The organism is Necropsobacter massiliensis, from assembly GCF_000827595.2.
In the GTDB taxonomy this organism is placed as follows: domain Bacteria; phylum Pseudomonadota; class Gammaproteobacteria; order Enterobacterales; family Pasteurellaceae; genus Necropsobacter; species Necropsobacter massiliensis.
Genome location: NZ_LN776183.1, coordinates 272,401 through 287,121 on the forward strand (window position 1 = coordinate 272,401; position 14,721 = coordinate 287,121).

Annotated in this window: 14 protein-coding genes; 7 read left to right on the top strand and 7 right to left on the bottom strand. The window is 46.4% G+C overall.

Translation table 11 applies throughout. The annotated features are described in order from the left end of the window. Nucleotides 1–96: 96 nt before the first annotated feature. Both BN3349_RS05140 and BN3349_RS05145 read right to left on the bottom strand, forming a co-directional pair. On the bottom strand, nucleotides 97–1,272 hold the full coding sequence (locus BN3349_RS05140; protein ID WP_040976284.1) for an MFS transporter: 1,176 nt from the start codon (nucleotides 1,270–1,272) through the stop codon (nucleotides 97–99). 137 nt (nucleotides 1,273–1,409) lie between these two features. Continuing rightward, on the bottom strand, nucleotides 1,410–2,621 hold the full coding sequence (locus BN3349_RS05145; RefSeq protein WP_040976285.1) for an aromatic amino acid transport family protein: 1,212 nt from the start codon (nucleotides 2,619–2,621) through the stop codon (nucleotides 1,410–1,412). Nucleotides 2,622–2,932: 311 nt separating this feature from the next. On the opposite strand from BN3349_RS05145, the gene ribH reads away from it, so the two are divergent. Genes ribH through dapB form a run of 6 tightly spaced genes read left to right on the top strand, consistent with a single transcriptional unit; the run spans nucleotide 2,933 to nucleotide 6,831 of the window. Beyond that, the gene (gene ribH / locus BN3349_RS05150; RefSeq protein ID WP_040976286.1) at nucleotides 2,933–3,406 is read left to right on the top strand and encodes a 6,7-dimethyl-8-ribityllumazine synthase; all 474 of its coding nucleotides are present in this window, start codon (nucleotides 2,933–2,935) and stop codon (nucleotides 3,404–3,406) included. A 3-nt stretch (nucleotides 3,407–3,409) separates the two neighbouring features. Next, nucleotides 3,410–3,838, top strand: a complete 429-nt coding sequence (gene nusB / locus BN3349_RS05155; protein ID WP_040976287.1) for a transcription antitermination factor NusB — start codon at nucleotides 3,410–3,412, stop codon at nucleotides 3,836–3,838. Between the two features lie 21 nt (nucleotides 3,839–3,859). Next, nucleotides 3,860–4,867: a thiamine-phosphate kinase gene (thiL, locus tag BN3349_RS05160; protein WP_040976288.1), complete on the top strand. Its 1,008-nt coding sequence runs from the start codon at nucleotides 3,860–3,862 to the stop codon at nucleotides 4,865–4,867. A 9-nt stretch (nucleotides 4,868–4,876) separates the two neighbouring features. Continuing rightward, complete coding sequence (locus tag BN3349_RS05165; protein WP_370738134.1) at nucleotides 4,877–5,368, top strand: phosphatidylglycerophosphatase A family protein; 492 nt, start codon at nucleotides 4,877–4,879, stop codon at nucleotides 5,366–5,368. Between the two features lie 8 nt (nucleotides 5,369–5,376). Beyond that, on the top strand, nucleotides 5,377–6,003 hold the full coding sequence (locus tag BN3349_RS05170) for a homoserine/threonine efflux transporter (RefSeq protein WP_040976290.1): 627 nt from the start codon (nucleotides 5,377–5,379) through the stop codon (nucleotides 6,001–6,003). A gap of 15 nt (nucleotides 6,004–6,018) precedes the next feature. Then, nucleotides 6,019–6,831 carry a 4-hydroxy-tetrahydrodipicolinate reductase gene (gene dapB, locus BN3349_RS05175; protein WP_040976291.1) on the top strand — a complete coding sequence of 271 codons (813 nt, stop codon included), beginning with the start codon at nucleotides 6,019–6,021 and terminating at the stop codon, nucleotides 6,829–6,831. 104 nt (nucleotides 6,832–6,935) lie between these two features. On the opposite strand, the gene yfaE is transcribed toward dapB, so the two are convergent. The 5 genes from yfaE to ydiJ all read right to left on the bottom strand — a co-directional run bounded on the left by yfaE (nucleotide 6,936) and on the right by ydiJ (nucleotide 13,099). Further along, complete coding sequence (yfaE, locus tag BN3349_RS05180; RefSeq protein WP_048736319.1) at nucleotides 6,936–7,193, bottom strand: class I ribonucleotide reductase maintenance protein YfaE; 258 nt, start codon at nucleotides 7,191–7,193, stop codon at nucleotides 6,936–6,938. A 117-nt stretch (nucleotides 7,194–7,310) separates the two neighbouring features. Beyond that, nucleotides 7,311–8,441 (bottom strand): class Ia ribonucleoside-diphosphate reductase subunit beta, encoded by a 1,131-nt coding sequence (nrdB, locus tag BN3349_RS05185; protein WP_032109912.1) that lies wholly within the window; start codon nucleotides 8,439–8,441, stop codon nucleotides 7,311–7,313. A gap of 184 nt (nucleotides 8,442–8,625) precedes the next feature. Continuing rightward, nucleotides 8,626–9,591, bottom strand: a complete 966-nt coding sequence (gene hemH, locus BN3349_RS05190; protein ID WP_040976293.1) for a ferrochelatase — start codon at nucleotides 9,589–9,591, stop codon at nucleotides 8,626–8,628. Beyond that, nucleotides 9,588–10,007: a hotdog fold thioesterase gene (locus BN3349_RS05195; RefSeq protein ID WP_040976294.1), complete on the bottom strand. Its 420-nt coding sequence runs from the start codon at nucleotides 10,005–10,007 to the stop codon at nucleotides 9,588–9,590. The genes hemH and BN3349_RS05195 overlap by 4 nt, the downstream gene beginning before the upstream one ends. Beyond that, complete coding sequence (ydiJ, locus tag BN3349_RS05200; protein ID WP_040976295.1) at nucleotides 10,004–13,099, bottom strand: D-2-hydroxyglutarate dehydrogenase YdiJ; 3,096 nt, start codon at nucleotides 13,097–13,099, stop codon at nucleotides 10,004–10,006. The genes BN3349_RS05195 and ydiJ overlap by 4 nt, the downstream gene beginning before the upstream one ends. Nucleotides 13,100–13,628: 529 nt before the next feature. Between ydiJ and ompA the strand changes: the two genes are divergently transcribed. Then, nucleotides 13,629–14,696 carry a porin OmpA gene (gene ompA, locus BN3349_RS05205; RefSeq protein WP_040976296.1) on the top strand — a complete coding sequence of 356 codons (1,068 nt, stop codon included), beginning with the start codon at nucleotides 13,629–13,631 and terminating at the stop codon, nucleotides 14,694–14,696. The last annotated feature ends 25 nt before the right edge of the window (nucleotides 14,697–14,721 follow it).

Below are 14,721 nucleotides of genomic sequence, written 5' to 3' on the forward strand. Positions count from 1 at the left end.
ATGTGGCATGTCCGTTTTTTATGGGGGCAGCACCCAAAGTGCGGTGGATTTTTATGGCGTTTTGGCTTAACATTTCACCGCAAGTCCCGCATGCAGTTAGACGGATTTTACTTTGCGCATGCAAAAGCCACTTATCAGCAACAGCAGTACGGCAAGGTAAAAGACTGTATTATAATGCCAGATTTGTGCGATCAATCCGGCGATCGGACCGCCAATTATCCAACTGCTTTTCGCCGCGTTGCTGAACAAGGTCGTTGCTGCACCCATTTGAGCGGGCATTAAATCTTGAAAATACACCATGCCGATGGTCGCAATGATGCCGATAAACACGGCATTCAGTCCTTGCAAGGCGATAAACTGCCAAGTCTGTAGCGCGAATAATAACCCCAGATAAAACAACATGCCCGCCGTTAGTGCGGTGAACATCAGCTGTTTTTTACTGAAAAATTTAGTTAAATAACCGGCTATCAACATCACTGGAATTTCCAGCCCCGCCGCAGTGCCCATTAAGATCCCCGCCAGTTCCTGCGCTAGTTGTAACTGATGGATCAAATACAGCGGCATATTGATAAAGTACATACTGTTGCACATCCACATCAGCAGACAGGCGACGAATAACAGTGCGGTGCTTTTACGATTCGAACGTGGCGCATCAGTGATTTCTCGGCTGGTGCGCGGAAGGGTACGGCTGATTTTTGGCAGTAAGGTAATGGCAGCCGTAGCACACAGCAAAAATGCCAGTCCGGCCAGCAAATACATGTAGCTGAAGCCCCAATGCAGCGCAATAGCAAAAGACAGCGGCGGACCGATAATCCATGCAAGCGAAATTTGGGTACGCATCACGGTGGTAAACATCACGCTTTCGCGTTTGAGGCTTTCGGTGTATTCGCGCGCAAACGCGAAAGACTGCGGATTGGCGGCGGAACCCAGCCCCAAAAGCGTCGTGCCGGCTAAGATTAACACATAATAATTGCGACAATAGGCAAAAATCAGGCAACCGAAAACCGCAATCAGGCAGCAGAGCATGATCACTTTGCGCCGATCTTGTCGGGTGTCTGAATATTTTGCTACCAGCTGACTTAGTACAATACCGATAACGGCGTTGACGGAATAAAAAACACCGACCAGCAGCGGCGGGACTTTAATTTCCTGAGATAAAAACAGACTGAGTGTCGGCTGTTGAAACGCCGAAGCGATGCCGGTTAGAAAAGCGATTAATAAAAACGTAAAAGCGACCGTATTAGCCGGTTTGTGAGGTTCGGGTGTCAGCATAACGAAAAATGTCGGAATAAAATTAGACCTATTTTACACCTTTACGGTCAAAAGTGCGGTCGGAAATCGCAAAGTTTTTTGCCAGCAAACAAAAAGGCGACCGCAGTCGCCCATATGAAGCATGAAACTGATTTCGCTTAACCGATTACCGGCGGCAGGTAGCCTGCTTGAATCAAAAACGGCACATTCATAATCAGCAGTCCCAGCAATAGAGCAATAATCAGGCTGAGATTGCCGCCGATGACGCGGTATTGCAGATTCGGATATAGCTTGCGGATGCGCCATGCCAGACCGACCGGCAGCACTAAACCGTAGAAAGTGAACATTTGACCGGCATACCCCAGCGCAGCGACGAAACCATCCGGATAGAACAGCGCAAATGCCAGCGGCGGAATAAAGGTTAACACGCCCAAACCAAGACGTCCTGCGCGGATGTTTACCCGTTTTAACAGATCATCCAGACAGTCGAATAATGACAGCGCGACGCCGAGGAATGAGGTAATCAGCGCTAAGGTGGAGAAGGTGCGCACAGCGCCGCTGATAAGCGGGCTTTGGGTGACGTGATAGGTGGCGTTAACCAGTCCGTTTAAGGTCGGATCCGTATTAATGATTTGCACGAACTGGGATTGCGGAAATACCCCATGGGTTGCCATTTGCCATAAAATATAGGCGACAAGCGGAATGGCCGTTCCGCCGATGATGGCTATGCGTAAACGACGGATGTCGCCGTCTAGATAACTGTTGATACTCGGAATGATCACATGGAAGCCGAAAGAGGTAAAAAATACCGGGCTGGCGGAAATAATCAGGAAATCTTTTAACGGCATTGCCATCAGGTGCTCGGCGCTGACCTGCGGCAGCATCATGCTTAATACCAAGACAAATGCCACCAGTTTGATAATAAACAGCAAACGCGTCAGCGCATCCACCGCCCCGGTGCTGATAATGATGAAAATTCCTAAAATGACGGTAAACAGCACGATTGAGATCGGCGTAGCATAGTCGCCCAAAAACGGCAGAATGCCTGCCAGCAGAGAACCGCCGCCGGTGACGTAGGCAGATAAGATCGCATACATAAAAATCACCAGTGACAGCGTGGCGAGAATGCGTCCCGGCATACCGAAATATTGCTCCGCCAGTGTGGCGATACCGGCATCTTTGCGTTCGGCTTTCTGATATACCTCAACAAATAACAGCGCGCTGTAAGACAGTAAAATCCAAAGTGCAAACAGCAGCAGTAAGGTATAAGTAAACCCCATTTCCGCCGAAGTCAGCGGCATTGCCAGCATACCCGCACCGATGGTAGTGCCCGCCACGAGCAATGCACTTCCGAAAGTTTTATTTCGCATAAACCGATTATCCTTATTAAATATAAAAAAGTGCGGTCATTCTAGCGTAAATTTCAGTGCTTGTAATTATATTTTTACGGAGCGTTTTAATTTATTTACAATTTATCCTATCTCATTGTATTTATTATTGTTATCTCAAAAACAGTATCATCATGATAAAGTGAAAAGTGCCGATATTAGCGCGGTTTTGAGTGCGTTGCTGATGCGAGGTGGCGGGCAATAGGGAATTTCAGGATTGTGTTACTCTGCCCCTATTTTTATGATAAAATCCCCAACCGATTTATTATGCATCATTAATGTTAGGAAAGACTATGAAAGTATTGGAAGGCGTAATTGCGGCGCCGAACGCAAAAATCGCGGTGGTGATCGCCCGGTTTAACAGTTTTATTAATGAAAGCCTGCTGGAAGGTGCGTTGGATGCGCTGAAACGTGTCGGTCAGGTTAAAGACGAAAATATTACTTTAGTCCGTGCGCCGGGCGCATATGAATTGCCGTTGGTGGCGCGCCGTTTGGCGGAAACTAAAAAATATGATGCGATTGTGGCGTTAGGTACGGTGATTCGTGGCGGTACCGCACATTTTGAATATGTGGCGGGCGAGGCGAGCAGCGGTTTAGGTCAGGTGGCTATGCAGGCGGAAATTCCGGTCGCATTCGGTGTGCTGACCACAGAAAATATTGAACAAGCGATTGAACGCGCCGGTACCAAAGCGGGCAATAAAGGGGCGGAGGCCGCACTGGTTGCGCTGGAAATGGTGAATTTATTGGCACAGATCGAAGCGGCGTAATCTATGAGTGAACAAGTAAAAAAAGTTTCTCCGCGCCGCAGAGCAAGAGAATGCGCGGTTCAGGCGCTGTATTCTTGGTATGTTTCGCAGAATCCAGCGGAAACTGTTGAGTTGGCGTTTGTTACCGATCAGGATATGAAGGGCGTGGATCTGCCTTATTTTCGTAAGCTGTTCCGTCAAACCGTGGAAAATATTGATGCGGTTGAAACGACCTTGCGTCCATATTTGGATCGGGATATTAGCGAGTTAGATCCGATCGAAAGGGCGATTTTGCGTCTGGCGGTTTACGAATTACAGTTTGAACCGGAAGTGCCGTATAAAGTTGCGATCAATGAAGCAATTGAAGTGGCGAAAGTGTTCGGTGCGGACGACAGTCATAAATATGTGAACGGCGTATTGGATAAAGTTGCGCCGGCGTTAGCGCGTAAATAATTGATGTCAAGGGGAAGTAGTATGAGCGATAGTGAGTTTGATATTATTCAACGGTATTTCACTGCGTCGAAAAGGCTTCCCCGTAAAGATGTGATTGTGTCGGTGGGGGATGATTGTGCGATTACCGAACACCGTCAGAATCAACGTATTGCCGTTACCACCGATACCATGGTGGAAAACACCCATTTCCTGCCGAATATTAGTGCGGCGGATCTTGCCTATAAAGCCGCCGCGACCAATTTAAGCGATTTGGCCGCGATGGGTGCCGAGCCGGCGTGGTTTTCGTTGGCACTGACCTTGCCGAAGGTTGATCACCAGTGGCTGAGCGAATTTAGCCAAAGCTTTTTTGCCGTGTTGGATCACTATAATGTGGATTTGATTGGCGGCGATACCACACAAGGCGCTTTGCATGTGATTACGATCACTGCTCAAGGCATTGTGCCGAAAGGTAAAGCGCTATGCCGTCACAGTGCCAGACCGGGCGATTGGATTTATGTTTCCGGCTCGCTCGGCGACAGTGCGGGTGGATTATCTTTATTGCTACAGGGAAAAGGTGCGGCGCAGAATGCGCTTAACGCCGATCAGCACTATTTGATTCAGCGTCATTTACGCCCGACGCCCCGCGTACTGCTGGGGTTTGAGCTGGCGGTCTCTTCCTTGGCAAATGCCGCAATTGATATTTCCGACGGCTTTATTGCTGATCTGGGGCATATTTTGCAGCGCAGTCATTGTGGTGCGGTCATTCATTTGGATAAACTGCCGTTATCTGCGCCGTTACGCCATGAATTCGGTCAGCAGCAGGCGGAACAATTTGCCCTGACCGGTGGTGAAGATTACGAATTGTGCTTTACCGTCTCTGATCTTAACCGGGCAAAACTAGAACGTGCGCTCACCCATATCGGAGTGGCTTATACCTGTGTCGGTCAGATCCGCTCGCTCGGCACACATAATAAAAACCGCATTTATTTTCAGCGCTACGGCAAGCCAGTGGAGGCGGTGAATACCGCAGGCTTCGAACATTTTCGTTAGGAGATGATGATGCAGTCCGACCATGATCCGTTGCAACGGATAACCTTACGTAATCCCGTTCATTTATTCGCGCTGGGGTTCGGTGCCGGCTTGATTCGTCCTGCGCCGGGAACCTGGGGCTCGCTTGCCGGCACGCTTATCGGTTGGTTATTATTGCAATATTTAACGCCGAATTCTTTTCTGATTTTGACCGCACTTTGTTTTCTGCTGGGCTGTTATTTATGCCGCAAAACCTCACAGGATATGGGCGTGCATGATCATGGCGCGATTGTATGGGATGAATTTGTCGGCATTTTTATCGTATTGCTTGCCGTGCCACAACTTTCATTTTTCTGGTGCGCCACCGCCTTTGTGCTGTTTCGCTTGTTTGATATTTGGAAGCCTTTTCCGATTAAATATTTCGATCAAAAGGTCGAAAATGGCTTTGGCATTATGCTAGATGATGTGCTGGCGGCGATTTATGCAGCGATTGTTATTTTGATTGCTCGGATTTTTTTATAGGAAACAAAATGTTAAATCTTATGTTTGTTCATTTAATCGGCTTGCTTAGTCCAGGCCCTGATTTTTTCTACGTTAGCCGCACCGCAGCTAGTAGCTCGCGTCGTAATGCCCTGTGTGCTATTTCAGGCATTACCTTGGGTGTTACCATTTGGGCATTGGCAGCCATGTTGGGCTTGGCGATTTTATTCCATAATTTTCCTGCCTTGCACGGCGTGATTATTTTACTCGGTGGTAGCTATTTATGCTATTTAGGCGTATTAATGGCAAAAGTACGCACCAATGCGGTATTTACCGAGGCAAGGGAACAAGAATTAAACAAGCAAACGACCATAGGCAAAGAGATTTTAAAAGGACTTTGGATCAATCTGTCCAATGCCAAAGTAGTGGTCTATTTCAGTAGCGTTATGTCCCTTGTGTTGGTCAATATGACAAAAACGTGGGAAATTTTGACCGCACTTTTGCTGATTATTGTGGAAACTTTTTTGTATTTTTACGTCGTTTCCATTTTGTTTTCACGCCCAACAGCAAAACGTTTTTATAGCCAATACAGTCGTTATATTGATAATATGGCGGGTGTGATTTTTATTTTATTCGGCTTGTATTTAATTTACAGTGGCGTACAAGAAATTTTATAAACATAAGGAGCAAATATGACATTAAAAATTGCCATTGTTGGCGCAGGCGGGCGCATGGGTCGCCAGTTAATTCAGGCGATTCAGCTTGCGCAGGGAGTTAGTCTCGGCGCCGCGTTCGAACGCCAAGGTTCATCATTAATCGGTACTGATGCTGGTGAACTGGCGGGTGTCGGTACTTTGGGCGTTAAAGTATCGGATGATCTGCTCGTACAACGCGATCATTTTGATGTGCTGATTGATTTTACCCGTCCGGAAGGCACGTTAGAGCATCTTAAATTCTGCGTTGCTAACGGGAAAAAAATGATTATCGGTACCACCGGTTTTAATGAGGCGGGCAAGCAGGATATTCAGCGTGCCGCACAGCAAATCGCGATCGTATTTGCCTCTAATTTCAGCGTCGGCGTCAATCTGGTCTTTAAATTACTGGAAAAAGCCGCCGCCGTGATGGGCGATTATTGCGATATCGAAATTATCGAAGCGCATCACCGCCACAAAGTCGATGCTCCGTCCGGCACCGCATTATCTATGGGCGAACATATCGCCAAAACGCTGGGACGTGATTTAAAAACGCAAGGTGTTTTCTGCCGTGACGGCATTATCGGCGAACGTAAAGCGGATGAAATCGGGTTTTCAACCATTCGAGCCGGGGATGTGGTCGGCGAGCACAGCGTTTGGTTTGCCGATATTGGTGAACGGGTAGAAATATCCCACAAAGCCTCAAGCCGAATGACATTCGCCAATGGCGCTGTACGCGCCGCAAAATGGATTGCTGCGCAAAACAACGGTTTGTTTGATATGACGGATGTATTGGATTTGAATAATCTGTAAGAAAATCGATAATTACCGTACAACACTGTTATTTGCCGTATTAGCTAGAGACATTCAATTTAATCTGAAATATGCGGTCAAAGTGCGGTAGTTTTTTATCAGTTTTATAACTCAAGTTCTAAATCCTCTTCCACCTGACAGCAGCAGAGTAGGATTTCATCCGGATTCAAAAAGGCAAGGGGCTTGTCGTGATAAGAAACCTTGCCTTTTTTCATTTTCACCCGACAAGCACCACAATACCCGCTGCGGCATTGGAATTCGTGATGAATGCCGTGAATTTCCAAATTATCCAGCAAAGACAGATCATTGCGATGTTGAATGCTCAGGTTAGTACGGAGCAGGTGAATGTTATAACTTTTCATGCCTATGAATTGTTTTGCTTGCGGCAATAGTTTTATTGATTAGGTCAAAAGTGCGGTCGGATTTTCAAAAGTTTTTAAAACACATAAAAAAAACACCGCACTTTTTATCGGTTGAAATTACAGATCAAAATCGCCGAAATCGCTGGTATCGACTTTGGAATCGATTTGACCGACAAGATAGGAACTGACTTCCACTTCTTGCGGTGCAACCTGTACGTTGTCGGAAACCAGCCACGCATTGATCCACGGAATCGGGTTGGAGCGCGCCTGAAACGGTAGCGGAAGTCCCACTGCTTGCATGCGAATATTAGTGATATATTCCACATATTGCACCAGAATATCTTTATTCAAACCGATCATCGAACCGTCTTTAAACAGATAATCCGCCCATGCTTTTTCCTGCTCGGCTGCGGCAACGAATAAATCGTAGGCTTCCTGTTTGCATTCTTCGGCGATTTCCGCCATTTCCGGATCATCCTGACCGGCCGCCATAATGTTCAGAATATGCTGGGTGCCGGTTAAGTGTAGGGCTTCATCACGGGCGATAAATTTAATGATTTTCGCATTGCCTTCCATGAGTTGACGTTCGGCAAATGCGAAGGAACAGGCGAAAGACACATAGAAACGAATGGCTTCCAGCGCATTGACGCTCATTAAGCAAAGATAAAGCTGCTTTTTCAGATTGCGCAAAGTCACCACACATTCCTGACCGTCTACGTTGTAAGTGCCTTCTCCGTACAGACCGTACAACTGACTGTCGCGGATTAAATCGTCATAATAGGCGGAAATATCTTTTGCCCGCTTGATGATTTCTTCATTGGTGACGATGTCGTCAAACACCACTGATGGATCATTAACGATATTGCGAATAATATGGGTGTAGGAACGGGAATGAATGGTTTCCGAAAACGTCCAAGTCTCGATCCAAGTTTCCAGTTCTGGAATGGAAACTAACGGCAGCAGCGCAACATTCGGACTGCGCCCTTGAATGGAATCAAGCAGTGTTTGATATTTTAAATTACTGATAAAGATATGTTTTTCATGCTCAGGCAAGGCGGCGTAATCAATGCGATCTTGCGATACGTCCACCTCTTCTGGTCGCCAGAAGAAAGAAAGTTGTTTTTCAATGAGCTTCTCAAAGGTTTCGTATTTCTGTTGATCGTAACGCGCCACGTTAACATTCTGACCGAAAAACATCGGTTCTTTGAGCTGATCGTTTTTGTGTTGGGAAAAGGTGGTATATGCCATAAAAATACCTTCAGTTGCAGTTAAGAATGGTTTGTATTCTATCATGAAAACGGCGATATGTGATAAGCCGAAAGAGGTAGTACTCATCTTAAGTAAAATTACACCTCGCTATCCGGCTATGTATGTAGCCGGTAATTTTGGGGGCTGAGCACTGCAAGCCGTTTTTATTTAACCATAAAAGACATCACAGGCGGGCGCGGATTAGCTCGGACATCATGTTTATATGTGCAGGCATCGCGTTTAATGCCGGAATGTAGTGAAACGAAATGCCGCCGTTATGGAGAAAAAGCGCGCGGTTTTCCACCTCGATTTCTTCCAGCGTTTCCAAACAATCGCTGGCAAAACCCGGGCAGATGACGGCGATTTTTTGTACGCCCTGTTGGGCTGCGATATGCTCTAATAGCTGGTCCGTATAAGGCTGTAGCCATTCTTCCCGTCCGAAACGGGATTGAAAGGATAATCCCCATTGATTTTCCGTCAGTCCCAAACGATCCACGATTTGCAGTGCGGTTTGTCGGCAATATTGGCGATAATTATCCCCTTGACTTTCATAACGCAGCGGAATGCCGTGAAAGGAAAAAAGCAAAAACTCATCGGATTTGAACCGCACTTTTATGGATTCGACCAACGCGTTGATATAGTGCTCGTTCAGGTGGTAAGAATGAATAAACTCAAAAGGCAGGATACGACGCTGTTTTTGCAGGGCGGCGGCAAATGCGTCGAACACCGCCGCGGTGGTCGTGCTGCTGTATTGCGGATACAGTGGCAGCACGATGATTTTTTCCACTTGCTGTTCGGTGAGATTTTGCAGCGCCTTTTCCATGGACGGATTGCCGTAAGTCATGCCGATTTCCACCACCGCATCGATCCGTCGGGCGGTTAAATCTTGTTGCAACGCGTGTTTTTGGGTTTCGCTGATGGCTGATAGCGGCGAGCCTTGTGCAGTCCATATCGATTGATAGGTTTTGGCTATTCGAGCGGCGCGGCGCGGCAAAATGATCCATTTTAATAATGGCAGCCAACGCCAGCGGGGCAGATCGACTACGCGCGGATCGGTTAAAAATTGCCAGAGATATTGAGAAATTGCGTGCGGTGTTGGGGCGTCAGGTGTCCCTAAATTGGAAAGAATAATGCCGATTTTTTTATTCATTGATTAACCACGGAAACTGTTAAACGGGAACTGCAACATAGTTTATCTGTTTGATCTTTAATGTCAATTTGCCAGAATTGGGTAGATTTCCCCAACCGAATCGGAGTCGCGCGAGCGGTAACGCTGCCGGTTTTGACCGGGCGCAGATGACTGGCGTTAATTTCTAAACCGACCACGCCGTAAGGCTCGTCAACGCAGCAAAAAGCGGCCATTGAAGCCACTGTTTCAGCGAGGGCGGCGGAAATGCCACCATGCAAGAATCCCATCGGTTGAGTGGTGCGCCGATCCACCGGCATGGTCGCTTCCAGCCAGTTATCGCCCTGCGCACTGAATAGGATACCGAGATGAGCGACAGCGCAATGCGCGTTCATTTGATTAAGTTGTTGTAATGTCAGTGCTTTTTTCCAAATTGTCATACTGATTTCAATATCCCTAATAATGCTTGTAGCGGATGTTTCGGCTGCCAGTGCTGCATACGTTTGACCTGGCTGCGACAGGAATAGCCAGTAACCAGACAACGTTCGGGGGCTTTACCTTCCAGTTTTTTCGCCCATGACACGGCATAAATGGTTTTGGACATTTCAAGATGCTGGGTTTCGTGTCCGAAAGTCCCCGCCATACCGCAGCAGCCGACAGTTTCGGTGTGCAGCTGTTGCCCGAAGGCGGAAAAAATTTGCTGCCATTCCTGCGGGCTGTTCGGCATTGCGGTGGTTTCCGTGCAGTGTGGAAACAGATACCACGGCTGTGAGAAAGTGCGGTCATGTTTAGTTAAATTTTTGACCGCACTTTGTAATTTCTCGCTGTGCAATTGAGTGTACAGCCATTCATGCGCGGTCATTACCTGAAAATCGCCCCGTTCGCGTCCGAGCACCTCGTGATATTCATCACGATAGGAAAGCACAATGGCAGGATCGACACCGATTAGCGGCAGACCGGTTGTTGCCATGCGGTTTAAAAATTCCGCCTGATTTTTAGCGGTTTTGGCAAAACGTGCCAGAAAACCTTTAATATGCTGCGCTTTACCGTTCGGTTTAAATGGCAGCAGAATCGGTTTATAACCTAATTGACGACAAAGCTCGACAAAATCAGCCACCACTTTCGCATCATAAAAAGAGGTGAATGGATCCTGTACTATCAGCAATACATCCTGTTTTTCTGACGCACTCAACGCCTCAAGCTGTTCCAGCGAGTAGCCCTGATAACCGATTTCTACCAATTGTTGCTGTAGTGTCGGCGTGCTGAGCAATGGTAAATCCGTCATGCCCAGTAACTTTTCGGCAAGCGGTCGGCTGATATCGGCAGCGGTAAAAAAGTTGAAAAACTTCGGCGCTTTTGACATCCAAGGCGCGACGAATTCTACATTGGAGACTACATAATCTTTCAGCGGGCGCAAATAGCGCTGATGATAAAAATACAGAAATTTAGTCCGGAATGTCGGTACGTCGATTTTTATCGGGCATTGGCTGGCACAGGCTTTACATGCCAGACAGGTGTCCATCGCCGCTTTGACTTCATGAGAAAAATCATATTCGCCGCGGCGTTTTTGCAGGCTGTTACGTACTCGTTGTACCAGATCCGTGAGTTTTACTTCACTGCGGCGGAAGTCCAGCTGCTCCGGATGCACGTTCGCATTTGCCATTAGTCGTAGCCATTCGCGCACCATCGCCGCCCGCCCTTTTGGCGAATAAACCCGGTTTTTACTCACTTTCATCGACGGGCACATGATGCTGTGTTCATCAAAGTTAAAACACAATCCGTTGCCGTTGCAATTCATCGCGCCGGAAAAGGCGTCCCGCATTTGAATCGGAATTTGACGATCCTGATCGGCGCGCATGGGCGAAAGGATTGTGTAAAGCTGCTGTTCGTTTTCCAGTGGGGTACAGATTTTGCCCGGATTTAAACGGTTATGTGGGTCAAACAGGAATTTAATGTAGCGCAGTTCCCGCCATAATTCCGGCGTAAAGAAAGTTTCGCCGTACTGAGAACGCATGCCTTTGCCATGTTCGCCCCAGATTAAGCCGCCATATTTATGTGTCAGCGCCGCCACTTGGTCGGAGATTTGTTTAAATAACACAACCTGCTGTTTATCGCAGAGATCCAGTGCTGGGCGGACATGCAGTACGCCGGCGTCCACATGCCCGAACATGCCGTATTGCAGTTGATGACTATCCAGCAAGGCACGGAATTCACTGATATAGTCTGCTAGATGCTGCGGCGGTACGCAGGTATCTTCTACAAAAGGAATTGGTTTGGCGGCACCTTGTGTATTACCCAATAGCCCCACCGCCTTTTTGCGCATGGCGTAAATACGCTCAATTGAGGCTAAATCGTCACAGATCTGATAGCCGATAATGCCGTCTTGCCCGGCGGCGATTTTTTCATCCAGACGAGTGCATAATTGCGCGACCTGCGCGTCGATAAGATGTTTATGATTTCCGGCATATTCCACAATATTTAAGCCGAGAATTGGCTTATGCTGATCTTCATGGAGCAATTCACGCACAGAATGCCAGATAATATCCTGTTTCGCCAGATTCAGCACCTTGCTGTCCACGGTTTCCACCGATAACGCGTCGGCTTTCAGCATCAAAGGCGCATTACGCAGCGCGGCATCAAAGGAATCGTATTTAATATTAATCAGGGTACGACATTGCGGAATCGGGGTCAGATCTAATGTAGCTTCGCAAATAAATGCCAGCGATCCTTCGGAACCAGTAAGAATCCGGCTGAGATTGAATTCAGATTGATCGGCGTTAAACACGTTTTTTAAATCGTAACCGGTCAAAAAGCGATTTAACTGGGGTAAATCGTTTAGAATCGTTTGGCGTTTTTCTGTACAACGTTGAAATATTTCCCGATGCAATGTTTTGCTTAGGGCGCTTTGCGGCTGTTGGGCAAGATTGTCTAAGAATGCCTCACTTTTGATCGCAGCGGTATCTAAGATTTCGCCGTTAATCAGCACGCTACGCAAAGCTAAAACATGATCGGAGGTCTTACCATATTTTAACGATCCCTGCCCGGAGGCATCGGTATTAATCATTCCACCTAAAGTTGCGCGGTTGCTGGTGGACAGTTCCGGCGCAAAAAACAAGCCGTAAGGTTTTAAAAAACGATTAAGCTGATCTTTTACCACACCTGCCTGCACTTTTACCCAGCGTTGTTCTACATTCAGTTCCAGAATTCGAGTCATATGGCGGGAAAGATCAACAATAATGTTGTGATTAATCGCCTGCCCGTTGGTGCCTGTGCCGCCACCGCGCGGTGTGAATGTCAACGACAGGTATTTTTCCTGCTGTGCCAGCTTGGTAATCCGCACCACATCCGCGGTGCTTTTGGGAAACACAATGGCTTGCGGCAGTTGCTGATACACGCTGTTATCCGTCGCCAGACTGAGGCGGTCGGCATAATTTTCGGCAATATCACCTTCAAAATGTTGGTTTTTCAGATCTTGCAGATAATCGGAAATCAGAGGATTCTGTTGAGGAATGTCTTTTAAGCGAGGTAGCATTTTATTACTCTTGAATATCGTAAAGCAGAAAGTCGGGTCGTTGAAAACGACCAGATTTTAGCATAGATAACCGGTTAAGTTAGAAAATTTTTGCCCTTTCGTATAAATGGATAAAAGTGCGGTCTAATTTTGTCTCAGACTTCGTATGAAGTTTGCAGTAATAACGGAAAAAGTTCAAAAAATAATCTATTTTACGGTTTGATTGTTTGTTTTTTGAGCTAAAAGAGGAAAAAGGGTTTGATTTTATGTTTTTTCGGAACGATAATGTATCCACTTTTGAGCGATTCTTCGAGTAAGTCGTAAGAAAAATCGGTTAATCAAAAGGAAGAGGAGTGGTTTTCTGCCCCTTAGGTTGATACAAACCTTAGACCGTATAAACTAAAAAAAGTTTATTCTTTTATAAAAAAGTTTGTTTTTTTATAAAAAGGGTTTAAGATCAAATAACACTAAATCGTGTTTAGGTTTCAGCTAGATTTAGATGGAACTTTAATTTTTAATATTATTGATGACTAAATAGAGGATCATCCAAATGAAAAAAACTGCAATCGCATTAGCAATCGCTGGCTTAGCAGCAGCTTCGGTAGCACAAGCAGCTCCACAAGCAAATACTTTCTACGCTGGTGCAAAAGCTGGTTGGGCATCTTTCCACGATGGTTATACACAAGTCGAAGAAGCAGGTTACGGTTATTTACGTAACTCAGTAACTTACGGTGTATTCGGTGGTTACCAAATTCTTAACCAAGACAACTTAGGTTTAGCGGTTGAATTAGGCTACGATGATTTCGGTCGTGCTAAATTACGTAAAGAAGGTGTTACTATTGCTAAACATACTAACCATGGTGCACACTTGAGCTTAAAAGGTAGCTACGAAGTGTTAGAAGGTTTAGATGTTTACGGTCGTGTTGGCGCAGCTTTAGTTCGTTCTGACTATAAATTCAAAAAAGGTGAAGAAGTCAGCTCTATCGGTGACAGCGACAACTTAGTTCGTAACCACAGCTTGAAAGTTTCTCCTGTATTCGCAGCCGGTGTTGAGTACAGTCTACCATCATTACCAGAATTAGCATTACGTCTTGAATATCAATGGGTTAACAGCGTTGGTAAATTAGAAGACGCTAATGGTAACCGTGTTGACTATACACCTTGGATCGGTTCTGTAACCGCTGGCTTATCTTACCGTTTCGGTCAGGGTGCTGCACCGATTGCTGCGCCTGAAATCGTAAGCAAAACATTCTCTTTGAATTCAGACGTTACTTTCGGCTTCAACAAAGCGAACTTAAAACCTGAAGCACAGGGCGTGTTAGACGGTATCTACGGTGAAATCGCTCAATTGAACGCACCGCAGGTTGCAGTTGCAGGTTATACTGACCGTATCGGTTCCGAAGCTTACAACTTAAAATTATCCCAACGTCGTGCTGATACTGTAGCTAACTACTTAGTATCTAAAGGCGTTGCTCAGAATGCAATTTCTGCAACAGGTTACGGTAAAGCTAACCCTGTAACAGGCAACAAATGTGATTCCGTTAAAGCGCGTAAAGCGTTAATCGCATGTTTAGCTGACGACCGTCGTGTAGAAATCGCTGTTAAAGGTAACAAATAATTCTTTGTTAATACTTTAATGAACT